This window comes from Streptomyces aculeolatus, assembly GCF_020400605.1.
Classification (GTDB): domain Bacteria; phylum Actinomycetota; class Actinomycetes; order Streptomycetales; family Streptomycetaceae; genus Streptomyces; species Streptomyces aculeolatus.
In genome coordinates, this window is the sequence record NZ_JAINRD010000014.1 from 172,945 (window position 1) to 189,464 (window position 16,520).

Sequence of the window (16,520 nt, forward strand, 5' to 3'; positions counted from 1 at the left end):
CTACACAGCACCGGTTGTGCGGTCCCGGACGGCCACGCTCCGCGTACGCCCGGGGGCGCTTCCACGCCCCGCACAACCCGGCCCTACGACAACCCGGCCTCCTTCATCTGCCGCAGCTCCTTCTTCATCTCCGCCACCTCGTCCCGCAGCCGGGCCGCCACCTCGAACTGGAGGTCCGCGGCGGCGGACCGCATCCGGGCGGTCATGTCCTCGATCTGCGCGGCGAGGTCGGCGGCGGGCGTCTCCGTCGGTGCCGCGGCGGCCTCGGCGCGGCGGCCGGCGGGCTTCGTCTTCTGCCGCAGCTCCGGCACCGGCGCCTTCGCCGGGAGGTCGGGCTTCGCGGACCGGTAGCCCGAGCCGAGGAGCGCCTCGGTGTCGACCTCCTCGCGGACGATCTGCGCGACGATGTCGTTGATCTTCTTGCGCAGCGGCTGCGGGTCGATGCCGTGTTCCTCGTTGTACGCGACCTGCTTGGCGCGGCGGCGGTTCGTCTCGTCGATCGCCTTCTCCATGCCCGGCGTGATCTTGTCCGCGTACATGTGCACCTCGCCGGAGACGTTGCGCGCGGCGCGGCCGATGGTCTGGATGAGCGACGTGCCGGAGCGCAGGAAGCCCTCCTTGTCGGCGTCGAGGATGGCGACGAGGGAGACCTCGGGCAGGTCCAGGCCCTCACGCAGCAGGTTGATGCCCACCAGGACGTCGTACTCCCCGGCGCGCAGCTCGCGCAGCAGCTCGACGCGGCGCAGCGTGTCGACGTCGCTGTGCAGATAGCGCACCTGGATGCCCAGCTCCAGGAAGTAGTCCGTGAGGTCCTCGGCCATCTTCTTCGTCAGCGTGGTGACGAGGACGCGCTCGTCCCTCTCCGCGCGCGTGCGGATCTCGTGCACCAGGTCGTCGATCTGGCCCTCGGTCGGCTTGACGACGACCTCGGGGTCGACGAGCCCGGTGGGCCGGATGATCTGCTCCACGACGCCGTCGCCGCGGGACAGCTCGTACGGCCCGGGAGTGGCGGAGAGGTAGACGGTCTGGCCGATGCGCTCCAGGAACTCCTCCCACTTCAGCGGGCGGTTGTCGAGCGCGGAGGGCAGTCGGAAGCCGTGGTCGACGAGGGTGCGCTTGCGGGAGGCGTCGCCCTCGTACATGGCGCCGACCTGCGGGACGGTGACGTGCGACTCGTCGATGACGAGGAGGAAGTCCTCCGGGAAGTAGTCCAGCAGGGTGTGCGGCGGGGAGCCGGTCTCGCGGCCGTCCATGTGCAGCGAGTAGTTCTCGACGCCGGAGCAGGTGCCGATCTGCTGGAGCATCTCCAGGTCGTACGTCGTGCGCATGCGCAGCCGCTGCGCCTCCAGCAGCTTGCCCTGCTTCTCCAGCGCGCCCAGCTGCGTGCCCAGCTCGGTCTCGATGCCGGCGACGGCCTTGGCCATCCGCTCGGGGCCGGCGATGTAGTGCGAGGCGGGGAAGACGTACAGCGCGTCGTCCTCGCTCATGACCTCGCCGGTCAGCGGGTGGAGCGTGGACAGGGCCTCGATCTCGTCACCGAACATCTCGATGCGGACGGCCAGTTCCTCGTAGACCGGGAAGATCTCGACGGTGTCGCCGCGCACCCGGAACGTACCGCGCGTGAACGCCTGGTCGTTGCGGCTGTACTGGATGTCGACGAAGCGGCGCAGCAGCTGGTCCCGGTCGATCTCCTCGCCGACCTTCAGCGGCACCATCCGGTCGACGTACTCCTGCGGCGTGCCCAGGCCGTAGATGCAGGAGACGGAGGCGACCACGATGACGTCGCGCCGGGTGAGCAGCGAGTTCGTCGCGGAGTGGCGCAGGCGCTCCACCTCCTCGTTGATCGAGGAGTCCTTCTCGATGTACGTGTCCGTCTGAGGGACGTACGCCTCGGGCTGGTAATAGTCGTAGTACGAGACGAAATACTCCACCGCGTTGTTCGGCAGGAGCTCGCGGAACTCGTTCGCCAACTGGGCGGCCAGCGTCTTGTTGGGCGCGAGGACCAGCGTGGGGCGCTGCAGGCGCTCGACCATCCAGGCCGTCGTCGCCGACTTGCCCGTGCCGGTCGCGCCGAGCAGCACGACGTCCCGCTCGCCTGCCCTGATCCGCCGCTCCAGCTCGTCGATGGCGGCGGGCTGGTCGCCGTTCGGCTGATACGGGCTGACTACCTCGAAGGGCGCCATGGTGCGTTCGATGTCTGTGACGGGCCGCATGCCCCCACCGTACGACCCGCCACTGACAACGCGCCGCGGACCGCCCCGGCGCTCTCGCCGACCTGGCCCAATACCGAATGTAGGGCTCAGCCGACCAGATGATTTCCAGCCAGTTCCGCGGGGCCCAAATCGGCATAGCAAGCGCTTCCCCAAGCCTGTCACCTGCACCGACCGATATCGGCCCGCGTTCACCGCGCCGATATCGGCGTTCAATCTCTGGCCATCCGCGGCCTCGTACTCTGTCGCCTGCCACTGGGACCCTGCGGCGACAAGTGATCACCTCTAGTCGAGGAGACTGCATGCCCTCCCGCACGCTTACGCGCGCGTCCGGCGCTCTGACGGCGCTGGCCGGCCTCGTGCTCACCGCGGCCGCCACCTCCGCCACCGCGACCGCTGCCGAGCCCGCAGCCGACTCCACCTCCGCCACCACCGCCGCACCGATCGTGACCGTCGCGCACCGCGGCGCCTCCGCGTACGCCCCCGAGAACACCCTCGCGGCCATCGACACGGCCCGCGAGATGGGGATCGACTGGGTCGAGAACGACGTGCAGCGCAGCAAGGACGGCGAGCTGGTCATCATGCACGACGACACGCTCACCCGGACCACGAACGTGGAGGAGGTCTTCCCCGACCGCGCCCCCTGGAAGGTCTCCGACTTCACCTGGAAGGAGATCCGCACGCTCGACGCCGGCATCTGGAAGGGCGAGGAGTGGGCCGGCGCACGGGTGCCGACCCTCGACCAGTACATGGAGCGGGTCACGCAGAACCGCCAGAAGCTGGTGCTGGAGATCAAGAAGCCGGAGCTGTACCCGGGGATCGAGGCGGAGATCCTCACCGAGCTGCGCAAGAGCGGCTGGCTGAGCCGCGCGGCCGTGAAGAACAAGCTGGTCGTGCAGAGCTTCGGCGCGGACTCCATCAAGACCGTGCACGAGCTGCGGCCGGACGTGAAGACCGGCTTCCTCGGCACCCCCGCGGTGGCCGCCTTGCCCGAGTACGCCGCCTTCTCGGACCAGATCAACTCCAACCACGGCACCATGTCGGCCGAGTACTACGCGGCCGTGCACGCCCTGGAAGGGCCGCACGGCAAGCAGCTGGAGAGCTACACGTGGACGGTCGACGACCCGGCGCGGGCCGTCGAGCTGGCCGAGTGGGGTGCGGACGGCATCATCACCAACAAGCCGGACCTGATCTCCGAGGCGCTTGAGGAGGCGGGCTTCGGGGTCGCCGCCGAGTAGCGGCGGCCGCGGGCGGTCCGGTACGGGCCGCCCGGTCCGCCGGGCCGCCGGCCGGCCTCGGTGTCAGACTCCACCCGGCCGGCCGCCGCCCCGCTCGAAGTACGACGCCGCTCCCGAGCCCGCGGGCTCGGGGGCGGCGGCGTCCCCGCCCGCGACGCCCCCGTCGCCCGCGGACACCCGCCACTCGTCCTCCAGCGGGTCCATGCCGACGAACAGCCCGACGAACACCAGGAGCAGCACGGGACCGATCAGGATCGGGGCCAGGATCTCCGCCGGGCTCTTGCCCTCCGCCGCCGCGTTGGTGGCGTGCGCCTGCACCTCCAGCGCCGCCATCCCCGTGTAGTGCATACCGGAGACGGCCACGCCCATGATCAGCGCGGCGCCCACCGCGACGCCGAACCTCTTCACGGTCATCGCCAGCCACAGCGCGGCGGTGGCCGCCACCACGGCGATGAGCACGGACAGCGCCACGACCGTGCCGTCGTAGACGAGCCGTCCGCGGTCCATCTTCATGCCCGCCATGCCCAGGTAGTGCATGGCCGCGACACCGAGTCCGGTGACGACGCCGCCGGTGGTGAGGGCGAACGCGGTGCGGCCGAGGTAGCCGACGATGAAGACGCCGATGCCGACGACGACGATCGCGACGCCGAGACTCGCGAGCGTGAGCGGCACGCTGTAGTTGATGTGGACGGAGTCGGCGGTGAAGCCCATCATCGCGATGAAGTGCATGGTGAAGATGCCCGTGCCGATGGCGACCGCGCCGAGCAGCAGCCAGCCCGACCGCCGCGCGGGCTCGACGGTCAGCGCGCGCATGGTGCAGCGCAGCCCCAGGGCACTGCCGACCGCGGCCATGATGAAGGCGGTGACGGGGGTGAGCAGGCCATACGTGAACCCGTCGACGGGCACGGGGGCAGCGAGCACGGAGGGACTCCCGGGTCTACTGAGGTGTGTCTACAGCTGTGTCGACAGATGTACAGGGCAACCAGAAGGAATCGTAGGTCTGTGCGAGTCGCGGCCGAAATGGTTCCACCGCCCGCGGGGCAGCCGATACGCAATCGGTACGCGGCCGATTTGCCCCGTCGGACGCGAACCTGGGGCGGAGCACGGGCGGCGGTGACTGTCAGTGCCGTGTCCTACGCTCGCAGCATGAACGCCACCGATGCCCTCGCACCCCGGACGGCCCGCCGCGTGGTCGACTCGCCGATCGGCCCGCTGCTGCTCGCCGCCACGGACCGGGGTCTGGTCAAGGTCGGTTTCCACGCCGGGCCCGACGCCGCGGGCACGGGCGGTGCGGGCGCCGCGGGCCGGGACGAGCCGGCGGGCGCCGTGGGGCACATAGCGGTGGCCGAGGAGCAGTTGCGGGCGTATTTCGCGGGCGGGCTGAAGGAGTTCCGGCTGGAGCTGGACTGGTCGCTGTCCGACGGCTTCAACCGGCGGGTGCTGGAGGAGCTGGCCGCCCGGGTGCCGTTCGGCTCGGTGGTCAGCTATCAGTTCCTCGCCGACCGCGTCGGGGAGCCGGGCGCCGCGCAGGCGGTGGGCCGGGCCATGGGGTCGAACCCGTTGCCGATCGTCGTGCCCTGCCACCGCGTGATCGAGAGCGACGGCGGCCTGGGCGGCTTCGGCGGCGGGCTGGACACGAAGCGGAGCCTGCTGGCGCTGGAGGGCGTGCTGCCGGAGCCGCTGTTCTGATGGTGCGAAGAGTGCGAAGAGCGCGAAGAGAAAGGCGCCGGGCGTGAGCAAGCAGATCGCCCTGCTGCGCGGCATCAACGTCGGCGGCAAGAACAAGATCCCCATGGCACGGCTGCGCGAGGCGCTGACCGGCCACGGCTTCCGGGGCGTCGCCACGTACGTCGCCAGCGGGAACGTCGTCTTCGACGACCCCGGCACGCCGCCGGCGGAGACCGCCGCGGCCGTCGAGGCGGTCGTGGAGCAGGAGTTCGGCCTGCGGATACCGGTCGTCGCGCGCACGCGGGACGAGATCGCGGCCGTCGTCGCCGGCAATCCGCTGCCGGAGGGCGCCGCGGAACCGGCCCGCTTCCTGGCCGTGTTCCTGTCCGGGCCGGCGCCGGACGACGCGTGGTTCCGTACCGTCGACCCCGCGTCCTACGCGCCCGACCGGTTCGAGCTGGGCGACCGCGTCGTCTACGTCTGGTGCCCGGGCGGGCTCGGGCGGTCGAAGCTGGCCGGCGACTTCGCCGGCCGCAGGCTGGCGGTGACGGCGACCGCCCGCAACTGGAACACCGTCCTCAAGCTGCTTCAGATGGCGGACGGTTGAGGCCAGCCGCGGCGCCCGGGTGCCGGCGGGTTCATCCCGGCCGGCTCCGGCCCCGTTCCCGGGCCCATGCCTCCAGCGCCTCGAAGTCCTCCTCCACCAGCCCGCGCGCGGGGTCGATCCGCCGCAGCAGCGCCTCCCCCGCGTGGTGCTCGGAGATCCACGACGTGTCGGCAGACGTGATCTCGTCGTCGACCCAGGCGAACGTCCGGCCGGCGGTCCACGCGGCGACGTGGCGCGTCTTCCAGTACAGCCCGTCCGGGTCGTCGGCGGTGAACATCGACGGCCACTCGATGACCGGCAGCGGCGGCAGCCCCAGCACCCGGTCGCCGATGACGGTGTTGGCCTCGTGCATCCACGTGGTCGCCCACACCAGTTCGTACGGCAGCGACAGCAGCCGCTCCCCGTGCGCGGGGCGCAGCCACAGCCGGATGGGCCCGGCGGGCATGCCGGTGACCACGTACTCGCCGTAGCCGGGCGGCTGTCCGGGCGCGGCGTACGGGTTGAGGGGGCCGTCCACGTCGAGCAGGAGCAGCGGGCGGGCGGGGACGTCGGGAGCGTCGGAGGCGGGGGCCGGGGCGGCGTCAGGGTCGGCAGCGCGGTCAACGTCGTCCATCCTCCGAAGGTAAGGGCTGACGCCGTCCGCGTATCCCCCCGCGCGCCCGCCCCGCTCCCCCGGTCCGCCCTCCGGGCGCCCGGGGCGGGGCCCGCATGCCGGCCGCGACGTCCACCCCTTAAGGTCTGGGCCATGGCGATCCCTGAGGTCATCCCGATACGTCACGAGCCCGGCTACCGCACCGAGAACATCGGCCGTTACGACGACGGGCAGTTCCTCGCCTCGATCACCGCCGCGTACCCGCCCGACTACCGGATGGGCCCCGACTGGCTGGAGCACCGCCGCTGGTACGCCGTGCTGCACCGCTTCGACGCCGCGGGCCACCACACCGGGTCCGACATCTGGACCCCGGGCCCCGGCGTGCCCGCGGACGGGCGGCTGGACGCGAAGATGGAGGGCTGGCTCGACGAGTTGCCGGGGCTGGCGTTCGGCGACATCGCGATCAGGCCGTTCGAGGTCTCGGTCGACGGCATCCGCTTCGGGCTGGTAGCGGAGCGGCACGCAGAGGCCGCGCCGGGCGGCCCGGGAGCTGCGGCGGACGGTGAGGACGAGCCGGACTGGGCGGAGTTGTACCCCGACCGGCTCGGGTTCCACGAGCCGTGGGACGGCCTGTACGACACGTAGGGACTGATCACCGGGCCACGGCCGGCACGTACCGTGGGCGCATGCAGCTGACTGACGAGGTACGCGCCGCGCTCGCGGACCGGCGACCGGTCGTCGCCCTGGAGTCGACGATCATCGCCCACGGCCTGCCCCGCCCGCGCAACCTGCGGGTGGCGGTGGAGCTGGAGGACGTCGTCCGCGCCGCGGGCGCCGTGCCCGCCACCATCGCCGTCCTCGACGGCACCCCGCATGTCGGGCTCGACGGGGCGCAGTTGGAGCGCATCGCGTCCGACGACACCGTGCGCAAGCTGACCGTACGCGACCTCGCGCCGGCCGCCGCCCTCGGCGCGAGCGGCGCGACGACCGTCGCCGCCACGGCGTTCCTCGCGGCCCGCGCCGGCATCGGCGTCTTCGCCACCGGCGGCCTCGGCGGGGTGCACCGGGAGTGGACGCAGTCGCAGGACGAGTCGGCGGACCTGCGGCTGCTGGCGGAGACGCGGATCGCGGTGGTGTGCGCGGGCGTGAAGTCCATCCTGGACGTGCCGGCGACGCTGCAGCGCCTGGAGACGCTGGGCGTGACGGTGCTGGGCTACGGCACGGCGGAGTTCCCCGGGTTCTACCTGCGCACGTCCGGAGAGCCGGTGGAATGGACGGTCAGTACGCCCGGTCAGGTCGCGGCGGTGCTGCGCGCCCAGCGGGAGCTGGACGTGCCGCCGTCCGCGGTGGTCGTGGCCAACCCGGTGCCCGCCGGCGAGCAGTTGGACCCGGCGGTGCACGACGCGGTGCTGGCGGACGCCCTGCGCGAGGCGGAGCGGCGGGGGGTGAGCGGGCAGGCGATCACGCCGTTCCTGCTCGGCTATCTCACGGAGCACACGCGGGGGGCGTCGCTGGAGGCGAACCTCGCGGCGGTACGGGGCAACGTGCGGCTCGCCGCGGAGATCGCGGTGGCGGGCGGGGCGTGAGGGGCCGGGTATGAGCGGAGGTCCGGCAGCGGACGGGGGCGGGGAGAGGCGCGACGGCGCCGGCCGTGCGGTGCTGCTCGTGATCGGCGACGTGGTCACCGACGTCGTCGCCCGGCACGCCGCACCCCTCGCCCCCGGTACGGACACGCCGGCCGAGATCGCCATCCTGCCCGGCGGCGCCGGCGCGAACGTCGCCGCGTGGGCGGCGCATTGCGGCGCGCGGGTGCGTCTGCTGGCGCGCGCGGGCCGGGATGCCGCCGACTGGCATCGCGCCGCGCTGGTACGCGCCGGGGTCGACGCCCACGTCCGTACGGATCCCGAGGCGCCCACCGGCAAGGTCGTCGCCCTGGTCGACGGCGGTGGCGAGCGGTCGTTCCTGACGGACAGCGGGGCGGCGTTCCGGCTGGGGCCGCAGGACTGGGAGCCTGGGCTGCTGACCGGCGTCACGCACGTCCACCTCTCCGGCTACCTGTTCTTCGCCGCCCCCGGCCGCGCGCTCGCCGCTCTCGCCGCCGCCGAGGCGCACGCCCGCGGGGCGACGGTCAGCGTGGACCCCGCGTCGGCCGGCTTCATCGCGGAGTCGGGTGTACGGGCCTTCCTCGCCGCGATCGCCGGCGCCGACACGGTGTTCCCCAACGCCGCGGAGGCCGCGCTGCTCACCGGCCTCCCCTCCCCCGCCGCCGCGGCAGCGGCCCTGGCCGCCGCGCTCGACGCCACCGCCGTGGTCACCGCCGCCGCCGACGGCGCGCACCTGGCCGCGCCAGGAGCAGCCGCGGTGCACATACCCGTGACCCCGGTGACGCCCCTCGACACGACGGGCGCCGGCGACGCCTTCACGGGCGCCTATCTGGCGGCCGTACAGTCCGGCAGCACCCCGCGCGCGGCCGCGGTCGCGGGGTGCGCCACTGCGGCGACGGCGGTCCGCACGCCGGGCGGACGGCCGGTGGTGCGGGACGTAGGGCGTAGCCGCGGGGAGGGGGCGTAGCGGCCGGGCAGGGAGCGTAGTGGAGGCCCGGGGTCGCGCGGGCCGGGGTCCGCGCCTCACAGCACCCGCCGGCGCCACGGGCGTGCACGCAGGCGGCGCGGGTCCGGGCCGTGCGGAGCCGCGGCGAGGCCCTCGCGGACGGCGGCGGTGAAGGCGTCCGGCTCGCGGAACAACTGCCGCGGCGTGGTGTGGACGAGGTGCAGGCCCAGGGATTCGAGGGCGTTGTGGTGCTCCACGGTGCCGTCGTCGGTGCGGAACGGCGGCTCGGTGAGGTGGAGGAGGACGCCGGTGCGGGGCCAGTGGGCGTGCGCGGTGGTGAGCCAGTAGCCGTCGAGGTGCAGCGGGGTGTGCCAGAGCGGGGGCGGCAGGCCGGCGGTGCGGAGCACGGTGCGGGCGCGGACCTCGGCGGGTGGGCGGACGGCGGGGCCGAGGGCGGCGAGTACGGCGGCGACGTCGGGGCGGGTGTGCAGGCCGGCGGCGCGCAGCGCGGTGGCCGCGGCGCCGGGCGGGGTGGCGCGGGTGTCGAGAAGTTCGCGCAGGAGGGCGGCGGTCCTGTCGTGGTCGAGCACGTCGCGCAGGGCGTCGGCGGCGGCACGGACCGGCGGGGCGGCGGGGAGTCCGGGCGGCAGGCGGACGGGCGGGGGCAGGCGGCGCGGGGCGTGGTGGATGCGGAGGCCGGGCGGCGGGGTGAGGCGGCGGCGCGGCGGTACGAGCACGTCGACCACGCGTACGTCCGCGGCGGCGGGCACGGCGCGGAACCCGTACAGCGCCAGCGCCGCCACCCCCGTCAGCAGCGCCTCCCCGCGGCCGGCGCCCCGTTCCAGGGCGGCGCGGTAGCGCGCCTCCCAGCCGCCGCCGGGGGTGTCACGGGTGCCGTTCGCGTACGTCATGGGTGCGCCATGCCCGCCGCCGCGCCCCGCTACGGCACTCCGGCGGCGGACTCACCGGGTCGGGTGGCGGCGACGGGGCCGGGAGTTGACCCGCGGGCGCTACGCGGCGTGGACGGCGCGGTCCGCGGGGGCGTCCGGCTCGGGTGCGGCGCAGGTGTCGGCCAGGGCGTCGAGGGAGACGCCGAGTGTGGTGGCCAGGGCGGCGATCGTGAAGAAGGCCGGGGTGGGGGCGCGGCCGGTCTCGATCTTGCGGAGCGTCTCGGCGGAGATGCCGGCCGCTGCGGCGACGTCGGTCATGCTGCGCTCGCCCCGGGCGGCGCGCAGCAGGGCGCCGAAGCGCTCGCCGCGGCGGCGCTCCTCGGGGGTCAGTGGAGTACGAACCATGAGCGTGATACTAATACCGGTATAGTAATTGGGACAGTGAGGGAGGGCCACGTCATGGTCGAAATCAAGAACGATGCCGCGCTGGACGCCATGCGGGAGGCCGGCCGCGTCGTCGCCCAGGCCCTCGCCGCCGCCCGGGACGCGGCCGGCGTCGGCGTGAGCCTGCTGGAGCTGGACGGGGTCGCGCGGGAGGTCCTGGACAAGGCGGGGGCGGGATCGCCGTTCCTCGGCTACCGGCCGTCGTTCGCCTCCACGCCCTTCCCGGCCGTCCTCTGCACCTCCGTCAACGACGCGATCGTGCACGGCATCCCCACCTCCTACCGGCTGCGCGACGGCGACCTGGTGTCCCTCGACTTCGGCGCAGAACTGGACGGCTGGACGGGCGACGCGGCGATCAGCTTCACCGTGGGCACGCCCCGGCCCGAGGACACCGCGCTCATCGCCGCCACCCAGCGGGCGATCGACGCCGGGATCGCGGCGGCGGTCGCGGGCGGGCGGCTGGGCGACATCTCGGCCGCCGTCGGGCGCGTGGCCGCGGAGGCGGGCTGCGGGATGCCGGCGGACTTCGGCGGGCACGGCATCGGGCGGCGGATGCACGAGGACCCACATGTGCCCAACCGGGGGCGCGCGGGGCGCGGTTACCCGCTGCGGCACGGGCTGACGCTGGCGATCGAGCCGATGCTGCTCGCGGGCGGCTCGGACGACTACGGGGTGGACGGCGACGGGTGGACGCTGCGCACGACGGACGGCAGCAGGGCGGCGCACATCGAGCACACGATCGCGGTGACGGAGGACGGGCCGCGGGTGCTGACGGCGCTGTGAGCGCGTCCCGTACGCGGCCGGGGGCCGGGCGGGCGGCGGGCAACGGCCGCGCCGCGCGGGGTCAGCGCCAGCCGTAGCGCAGGCGCAGGCGGTGCTCGACGAGGTGGAACCGCTGGCGGTCCAGCGAGCACGCCTCGCGCCGCATGCCGCCGTCGTGCAGCCGCAGGACGCGGTCCAGGTCGACCCACGAGTCGCGGCCCGCGCGGTCCCAGGGGCCGGCGCCTATGCGCACCCAGTCGTGGTCGTCGTCGCGGCGCCTGCTGGACAACTGGACGGCGAGGACGGTGCCTGCGGACTCGCGGGCGACGACGAGGACGGGGCGGTCCTTGCCGCGGCCGTCGTTCTCCTCGTACGGGACCCAGGTCCAGACGATCTCGCCGGGGTCGGGGTCGCCGTCGGGGTCGGGCGCGTAGGAGGTGCGCACGACGCCTGCGGCGCGCGGGTCTATCTCGGTGGTGGCGGTGGGGCCGTGCTGCCCGGGCTGGCTCGCTTGGCCGTTGTCGTCGGTCGGCGTGGTCACGCAAGGCACCGTAGCAACCGGGAACGCGCGGGCGGCGGCGCGGTGGCGGCGGGGGCACGATACCCGATTTCCGACGCCGGCCTCCGGGCGGTTCCCGGGCCGGGCGACTGCGCGAGGGCGGCGCAGCGGGGCGTCTGCGGCAGGGCGTCATATGCCGGGGGAAATGGGGCGCTGAGGGCGGCCGGGGCGTCCGTTGTCAGTGCGGGGCTGTAGCTTCCAGGGCATGGACTACCACGACGTTGTCGACGAGCTCGAATCGGCGGAGCAGGAGCTCGGCCTGGCCGCGTGCGACGTGGACGAGACCGAGGGCGCCGGGCTGGACCTGGCGGGCATGGCCGCCGAGCTGGCGGAGCGCACGGAGCCGACCGGGGCGGGCCGCCCCGGCGCACCCGCGGAGCTGCGGGACGGGCCCGACGCGGCGGTGTGGTCCGCCCGCATGGCAGACGGGCTCGCGGACGCCGAGCGGGCGGAGGGGCTGCCCGAGGCGCAGTGGCCGCAGGGCCGGCGGATATCCCTGGCGCGCTGCGCGCAGTAGGGGGTCGTACGCGCAGCGTGCCTGGTTGGACCTCGGCCCCGCGGAGTCGGATGCTGGAGGCAGGAGGTGCTAGGCATGAGGCTCATACGCTCTGGCGACGAGCCCGTGCACGCCCGCTCTCCGCTGCGCCTGCGCTTCTGGCTGGCGCTGTGGGGAACGCTCTGGATGATCGCGGGCACGGTCTTCTTCGTCGCCGTCGACCAACCGGTCTGGGCCGCGGTGACCGCGGCTCTCGCCGCCATCACGACCGTCGACATCGTGGTGGTGGTCCGGCACATGAGACAGGGCCCGCGTTTCCAGCCGGGCCGGGACGTGCCGCCGTACGAGCCGATACGCAGGGACGACGAGGAGACCGAGGAGACCCACGAGTCGAAGCGGCTGCGCTGACGCGGGGCGCGGAGCGCCGGGCTCAGGGGCTCCCGGGCCGCCAGGCCGGGCGGCGCGGGTCGTCGAGGCGTACGAGGACGTCGGCGGCTTCCGCGGGGTCGGCCTCGTCCTCGTAGCGGGCGAAGGCGGGCAGTGTCCAGCGGTCCTGCTCCGGTGTGCGCCGGGCCAGAGCCGCGGCGGAGAGACGGAGGTGGACGGCCAGGTCGAAGGGGAACCAGCGGCCGAGCAGCAGCGGTCCGTGCAGCAGCACGACGGCGCCGGGCGGCAGTTGGACGTACGGGCTGCGCGTGGCGCGGTCGGTGGCGGGGTCCCAGAGGTCCGGCAGGACGCGCCCGTCGCCGCCGGGCTCCAGCGGGCCGAACACCTCCCGCCAGAGTGCCCCGGTGTCGAGCCAGGTGTCGTAGTACGCGTCGGGGTCCTCGCGCCCGAACTCGTAGCGGAGGGAGGCCGGCCGCAGGAACCCGCCCGCGTCGAGGACGAGGGCTTCGTGCCCGAGCACCCGCAGGGCGTCGCCGACCCGTCGGGCCAGCACCCCGGGCTCCGCGGCCGGAGCACCGTCCACGGCGACGCGCAGCCACGGGCTGCCGTCGGCCGCCTTCGTCCCGGCGATGCGCTCGGCCAGCGCGTCGGTGAGCCGCTCCCAGGAGATCGCTTCCAACCGCACGGTCCCATGATGCCGCGCGGCGGCGGCGGCTGCCGTGGCGGAGGGGGCTGCGCGGGCGGGGTGGGGGCTGGGCGACCGCTGCGGGCTGCGGTGCGTGGACGCCGCGGGGAGGGTCGGCGGTGCTGTGCCGTGCCCGACGGCCGCGGCTGAGCGGGTCTGCGGGCGGCGGGTCTGCCGACGGCGGGTCTGCGGGTCTGCCGGCTTGCGGGCTGCGGGTCTGCGGGCTGCCCAACCGGGCGGTGCGCGGGAGTGGTTGAGTACGGGGGCAGCGGATGCGCGTGCGCGCACCGCGGCCGGCGCGGAGCGAGGGGGACGACACACGTGGGACCGGACGAGCTGAGCCCGCCCGAGCGGCGGCTGTGGGACGCCTTCCCCACCGCCGAGCGCGTCGACCTGCGCACCGGCGATCCCGCCGCGGACGACCCGGCCGGCGGCGCGGCCTGGGGCCCGGAGCGCATCGTGCGCGCCGAGGTCGTCGCCGCGCTGCTGCTCGGCGCGCGCGACACCGAGTCCGGGCACACCGCCGCGGTGCAGCTCACAGGCGCGCGGATCACCGGCCGCCTCGCGCTCGACCACGCCGACGTGGAGCACCATCTGCGGCTCCAGGACTGCTCGTTCGAGGAGTCCGTCGACCTCTACGGTGCCCGTACGCGCCAGCTCAGCTTCAACGGCTCGCACCTGCCCGGCCTGCTCGCCTCCCACCTCTGGGCCGAGGGCAGCCTCCGCCTGACCGGCTGTACGACCAGCGGCAAGATCCGGCTCGTCGCCACCCGTATCGCCGGCACCCTCATCCTCAACGGCGCCCGGCTGCACGGCCCCGAAGGCGAGGCGCTCAACGCCACCCGCCTCCAGGTCGACAACGACATCCTCATGCGCGACGACTTCTCCGCCCAGGGCACGGTGGTGCTGCGCAGCGCCCGCGTCGGCGGCAGCGTCGACATGCGCGCCGCCACACTCGCTCCCGGCCCGGACGGGATCGCTCTCGACGCCGCCCGGGTCCAGATCGACGGCGACCTGTCCGCGTACCGGTTGACGGCCACCGGCAGGCTTGCCGCCCGCGGCGCCGCCATCAACGGCGCGCTGTTCCTGCGCGCCGCCACGCTCGACCACCCGGCCGGGCAGACCCTCGACGTCCCCGGAGCGCACATCGGCTCCGACGTCGTGCTGGACAAGGGCTTCTGCTCCCGGGGCGAGATGCGGATCGCCGGCACGGCGATAGGGAGCCGGCTCGTGATGAGTGGCGCCGAACTGCGGGGAGACGTGGAGGGCACCGCCCTCAACGCGTACGGAATCCAGGTCGGCGGGGACATCGAGGGGGACCACGTGACGGCCACCGGCCGGGTCGTGCTGTCGGGTGCGCAAATCACCGGCCGCCTTGACCTCGCCGGCAGCAGCATCGCCCGGCACGCTCCCGAGGCCACCGCCCTGTCCATACGCCGCACCAGCACTCCCGAGGCCGACCTGCGCACCGCCCGACTCCACGGCGCCCTCGACCTGCGGCACTCCACATTCGGAGTGGTTCACGACACCGCCGGCTCCTGGCCGTCCCGCGTCCACCTCGACGGCGCCGTCTACGGACAGCTCCACACCCCGCTGTCGGCCGCCGAGCGGCTGTCCTGGCTGAGCCGGGGCGACAGCCCATACGTTCCACAGCCCTACGAGCAGCTCGCCGCCGAGTACCGCCGCCTCGGTCATGACGACGACGCCCGCCGCGTCCTGCTCGCCAAGCAGCGCGCCCGCCGCGTCCGGCTGCCCTGGTACGCCCGTGTCTGGGGCATCGTGCAGGACGGCGTCGTCGGCTACGGCTACCGCCCCGAGCGGGCCGTCGCCTGGCTGGCCGGGCTGCTGGTGCTGGGCTCGCTCCTCTTCCACGCGGACCGGCCGCGGGCACTGGAGCCGGACAAGAAGATCGGGTTCAACCCGTTCGTCTACACCCTGGACACGCTGCTGCCGGTCGTCGACTTCGGCCAGGGCAACGCGTTCGCGCCCGACGGCGGCTCGCAGTGGGTGGCGTATCTGCTCACCGCCGCCGGGTGGATCCTCGCCACCGCCGTGGCCGCGGGCGCCGCGCGGGCGCTGAACCGGCCGTAGAGGGGCGGGCTTGCGGGGCGGGTCTGCGGCGAGGGGGCCAGGGCCCGGGGCCCCACGTCCCGCACCAGGGCCCGCGGACCGTGCCGGACGCGGCCCGAGCGGCGGCGGCCGTCGGCGGGAGCCAGGAGAGCCCGCCGAGCGGCCGCCGCCGCGCCGGGACCCGCGAACACCCGCCCGGGTGCGGGTCCGCCCGGTGCGTCCCCCGCCCGGGAAACGCACCGGAGGCACCGGAAAGGCCGGAGGCACCGGACGCACCCCGTGGCAGGGAGCGCCGCGGTGGCGCAGGCGCGCGTCAGTAACGCAGCGCAGCCAGGTACTCATAGCTGTTGCGCGCCGTCGCGAACGGGTCGGCCGGGTTGTCGTGCTCGACGAGCCACTGCCTGACCCCGCCGCTCTTCGCGCCCTGGAACATCCTCGGGAAGTCCAGCACGCCGGAGCCGACGTCGGCGAAGTCGCCGTTCTCGGCCATGTCCTTGACGTGCAGGGCCGGGAACCGGCCCGGGTAGCGGCGGAAGTAGGTGAGCGGGTCGGCACCGCCGCGCGACGCCCAGAACACGTCGAACTCGAAGGCGACGAGATGGGGATCGGTCTCGTTGACGAGGATGTCGAAGAGCACCTCGCCGTCGACGGTGGCGTGGTCGCTGCCGTGGTTGTGGAAGAGGACCTGCTGCAGGCCGGCGTCCCGGCAGGCGCGGCCCGCCTCGTTCATGATCCGCGCGGCCTCGCGGAAGCCGGCCGGCGTGTGCATGGCGCCGGGCAGGCTGGGGACGACGACCCACTGGCCGCCCAGGGTGTGGACGTCCTCGATCGCCTGCGGCAGCCCGCTGCCGCGGACGATGTCCCACGCGACGTGCTCCAGTACCGCGCTGAGCCCGGCGTCGTCGATCATGCCGCGGATCTGCTGCGCGTTGTGGCCGTGCCGGCCGCTGACGCCGACGGTGGCGTAGCCGATGTCGGACAACTGCTGCAGGGTGCCGGCGAAGTCCGTGGCCAGGGGCCCGCGCATGGTGTAGAGGTGCATGCCGATACCGCCGGGCGGGATGCGCCGCTTGCCGCAACTGCCGCGCCCCGCCGCCTGGGCCGCGGCCGCGGGTCCGGCCGCGCCGCCGAGGGCGGCGGCGGTACCGGCGCCGAGCGCCGCGGCGAGCAGCCCGCGCCGCCCCATCCCGCTGTTCACCGGCCGCCGGGGCCTGCCCGTCCCGTCGGCTCCAAGGTCCGTTTCGTGCCTGCCGTTCATGCGCACAACCGCCTCTCCCGCGTCTCACGAGTCCGTTTAGAAAGCGCTTTCTGGCATGCGCGCATCAGAGTAAGCGGCCCGCGTCACGCGGTCAACGGGTCGGG

General features: G+C 74.2%; 18 protein-coding genes. 10 read left to right on the forward strand and 8 right to left on the reverse strand.

Annotated elements, in window-relative coordinates; genetic code table 11:
- Positions 1 to 83: 83 nt before the first annotated feature.
- The gene (gene uvrB, locus LG396_RS23070) at positions 84 to 2,213 is read right to left on the reverse strand and encodes an excinuclease ABC subunit UvrB (protein ID WP_130455745.1); all 2,130 of its coding nucleotides are present in this window, start codon (positions 2,211 to 2,213) and stop codon (positions 84 to 86) included.
- Positions 2,214 to 2,512: 299 nt separating this feature from the next.
- Between uvrB and LG396_RS23075 the strand changes: the two genes are divergently transcribed.
- Positions 2,513 to 3,448 (forward strand): glycerophosphodiester phosphodiesterase, encoded by a 936-nt coding sequence (locus tag LG396_RS23075; protein ID WP_225796202.1) that lies wholly within the window; start codon positions 2,513 to 2,515, stop codon positions 3,446 to 3,448.
- Between the two features lie 63 nt (positions 3,449 to 3,511).
- Here the strand turns inward: LG396_RS23075 and LG396_RS23080 are convergent, their stop codons facing one another.
- Positions 3,512 to 4,369: an MHYT domain-containing protein gene (locus LG396_RS23080; protein ID WP_372483552.1), complete on the reverse strand. Its 858-nt coding sequence runs from the start codon at positions 4,367 to 4,369 to the stop codon at positions 3,512 to 3,514.
- A gap of 225 nt (positions 4,370 to 4,594) precedes the next feature.
- Here LG396_RS23080 and LG396_RS23085 point away from each other — a divergent pair, with 225 nt between their 5' ends.
- Both LG396_RS23085 and LG396_RS23090 read left to right on the forward strand, forming a co-directional pair.
- Positions 4,595 to 5,137 carry a methylated-DNA--[protein]-cysteine S-methyltransferase gene (locus LG396_RS23085; protein WP_225796203.1) on the forward strand — a complete coding sequence of 181 codons (543 nt, stop codon included), beginning with the start codon at positions 4,595 to 4,597 and terminating at the stop codon, positions 5,135 to 5,137.
- 43 nt (positions 5,138 to 5,180) lie between these two features.
- On the forward strand, positions 5,181 to 5,723 hold the full coding sequence (locus LG396_RS23090) for a DUF1697 domain-containing protein (protein WP_100302383.1): 543 nt from the start codon (positions 5,181 to 5,183) through the stop codon (positions 5,721 to 5,723).
- A gap of 31 nt (positions 5,724 to 5,754) precedes the next feature.
- Here LG396_RS23090 and LG396_RS23095 read toward each other — a convergent pair whose 3' ends face one another.
- Positions 5,755 to 6,336 (reverse strand): HAD domain-containing protein, encoded by a 582-nt coding sequence (locus LG396_RS23095; protein WP_018835655.1) that lies wholly within the window; start codon positions 6,334 to 6,336, stop codon positions 5,755 to 5,757.
- Positions 6,337 to 6,468: 132 nt separating this feature from the next.
- Here LG396_RS23095 and LG396_RS23100 point away from each other — a divergent pair, with 132 nt between their 5' ends.
- The 3 genes from LG396_RS23100 to LG396_RS23110 are packed head-to-tail and all read left to right on the forward strand — an operon-like array spanning position 6,469 to position 8,886.
- Positions 6,469 to 6,960: a hypothetical protein gene (locus tag LG396_RS23100; protein ID WP_018835654.1), complete on the forward strand. Its 492-nt coding sequence runs from the start codon at positions 6,469 to 6,471 to the stop codon at positions 6,958 to 6,960.
- Positions 6,961 to 7,001: 41 nt separating this feature from the next.
- Complete coding sequence (locus LG396_RS23105; RefSeq protein ID WP_145899385.1) at positions 7,002 to 7,901, forward strand: pseudouridine-5'-phosphate glycosidase; 900 nt, start codon at positions 7,002 to 7,004, stop codon at positions 7,899 to 7,901.
- 10 nt (positions 7,902 to 7,911) lie between these two features.
- Positions 7,912 to 8,886: a carbohydrate kinase family protein gene (locus tag LG396_RS23110; RefSeq protein ID WP_225796204.1), complete on the forward strand. Its 975-nt coding sequence runs from the start codon at positions 7,912 to 7,914 to the stop codon at positions 8,884 to 8,886.
- 56 nt (positions 8,887 to 8,942) lie between these two features.
- Here LG396_RS23110 and LG396_RS23115 read toward each other — a convergent pair whose 3' ends face one another.
- Positions 8,943 to 9,776: a hypothetical protein gene (locus LG396_RS23115; RefSeq protein WP_037747453.1), complete on the reverse strand. Its 834-nt coding sequence runs from the start codon at positions 9,774 to 9,776 to the stop codon at positions 8,943 to 8,945.
- A 99-nt stretch (positions 9,777 to 9,875) separates the two neighbouring features.
- Complete coding sequence (locus LG396_RS23120; RefSeq protein ID WP_018835650.1) at positions 9,876 to 10,160, reverse strand: helix-turn-helix domain-containing protein; 285 nt, start codon at positions 10,158 to 10,160, stop codon at positions 9,876 to 9,878.
- A gap of 54 nt (positions 10,161 to 10,214) precedes the next feature.
- On the opposite strand from LG396_RS23120, the gene map reads away from it, so the two are divergent.
- Positions 10,215 to 10,982 (forward strand): type I methionyl aminopeptidase, encoded by a 768-nt coding sequence (gene map, locus LG396_RS23125; RefSeq protein ID WP_130455751.1) that lies wholly within the window; start codon positions 10,215 to 10,217, stop codon positions 10,980 to 10,982.
- A gap of 61 nt (positions 10,983 to 11,043) precedes the next feature.
- On the opposite strand, the gene LG396_RS23130 is transcribed toward map, so the two are convergent.
- Positions 11,044 to 11,502 carry a type II toxin-antitoxin system PemK/MazF family toxin gene (locus LG396_RS23130; protein ID WP_018835648.1) on the reverse strand — a complete coding sequence of 153 codons (459 nt, stop codon included), beginning with the start codon at positions 11,500 to 11,502 and terminating at the stop codon, positions 11,044 to 11,046.
- Between the two features lie 223 nt (positions 11,503 to 11,725).
- Here LG396_RS23130 and LG396_RS23135 point away from each other — a divergent pair, with 223 nt between their 5' ends.
- Both LG396_RS23135 and LG396_RS23140 read left to right on the forward strand, forming a co-directional pair.
- Positions 11,726 to 12,037: a hypothetical protein gene (locus LG396_RS23135; protein WP_037747462.1), complete on the forward strand. Its 312-nt coding sequence runs from the start codon at positions 11,726 to 11,728 to the stop codon at positions 12,035 to 12,037.
- A gap of 75 nt (positions 12,038 to 12,112) precedes the next feature.
- Positions 12,113 to 12,424, forward strand: a complete 312-nt coding sequence (locus tag LG396_RS23140; RefSeq protein WP_100302389.1) for a DUF6343 family protein — start codon at positions 12,113 to 12,115, stop codon at positions 12,422 to 12,424.
- 22 nt (positions 12,425 to 12,446) lie between these two features.
- Here the strand turns inward: LG396_RS23140 and LG396_RS23145 are convergent, their stop codons facing one another.
- Positions 12,447 to 13,088: a nucleoside/nucleotide kinase family protein gene (locus LG396_RS23145; RefSeq protein WP_225796205.1), complete on the reverse strand. Its 642-nt coding sequence runs from the start codon at positions 13,086 to 13,088 to the stop codon at positions 12,447 to 12,449.
- A gap of 321 nt (positions 13,089 to 13,409) precedes the next feature.
- On the opposite strand from LG396_RS23145, the gene LG396_RS23150 reads away from it, so the two are divergent.
- Positions 13,410 to 15,179: a hypothetical protein gene (locus tag LG396_RS23150; protein ID WP_225796206.1), complete on the forward strand. Its 1,770-nt coding sequence runs from the start codon at positions 13,410 to 13,412 to the stop codon at positions 15,177 to 15,179.
- A 292-nt stretch (positions 15,180 to 15,471) separates the two neighbouring features.
- Here the strand turns inward: LG396_RS23150 and LG396_RS23155 are convergent, their stop codons facing one another.
- A complete protein-coding gene (locus LG396_RS23155; protein ID WP_225796224.1) occupies positions 15,472 to 16,344 on the reverse strand; it encodes a sugar phosphate isomerase/epimerase family protein in 873 nt (290 codons plus the stop codon).
- Positions 16,345 to 16,520: the final 176 nt, after the last annotated feature.

Coding starts and splice junctions, on each gene's coding strand:
- LG396_RS23105 (WP_145899385.1), top strand. CDS start 7,002: ATGCAGCTGACTGACGAGGTACGCGCCGCGCTCGCGGACCGGCGACCG.
- map (WP_130455751.1), top strand. CDS start 10,215: ATGGTCGAAATCAAGAACGATGCCGCGCTGGACGCCATGCGGGAGGCC.
- LG396_RS23100 (WP_018835654.1), top strand. CDS start 6,469: ATGGCGATCCCTGAGGTCATCCCGATACGTCACGAGCCCGGCTACCGC.
- LG396_RS23135 (WP_037747462.1), top strand. CDS start 11,726: ATGGACTACCACGACGTTGTCGACGAGCTCGAATCGGCGGAGCAGGAG.
- LG396_RS23120 (WP_018835650.1), bottom strand. CDS start 10,160: ATGGTTCGTACTCCACTGACCCCCGAGGAGCGCCGCCGCGGCGAGCGC.
- LG396_RS23085 (WP_225796203.1), top strand. CDS start 4,595: ATGAACGCCACCGATGCCCTCGCACCCCGGACGGCCCGCCGCGTGGTC.
- LG396_RS23075 (WP_225796202.1), top strand. CDS start 2,513: ATGCCCTCCCGCACGCTTACGCGCGCGTCCGGCGCTCTGACGGCGCTG.
- LG396_RS23110 (WP_225796204.1), top strand. CDS start 7,912: ATGAGCGGAGGTCCGGCAGCGGACGGGGGCGGGGAGAGGCGCGACGGC.
- uvrB (WP_130455745.1), bottom strand. CDS start 2,213: ATGCGGCCCGTCACAGACATCGAACGCACCATGGCGCCCTTCGAGGTA.
- LG396_RS23140 (WP_100302389.1), top strand. CDS start 12,113: ATGAGGCTCATACGCTCTGGCGACGAGCCCGTGCACGCCCGCTCTCCG.
- LG396_RS23095 (WP_018835655.1), bottom strand. CDS start 6,336: ATGGACGACGTTGACCGCGCTGCCGACCCTGACGCCGCCCCGGCCCCC.
- LG396_RS23115 (WP_037747453.1), bottom strand. CDS start 9,776: ATGACGTACGCGAACGGCACCCGTGACACCCCCGGCGGCGGCTGGGAG.
- LG396_RS23155 (WP_225796224.1), bottom strand. CDS start 16,344: ATGGGGCGGCGCGGGCTGCTCGCCGCGGCGCTCGGCGCCGGTACCGCC.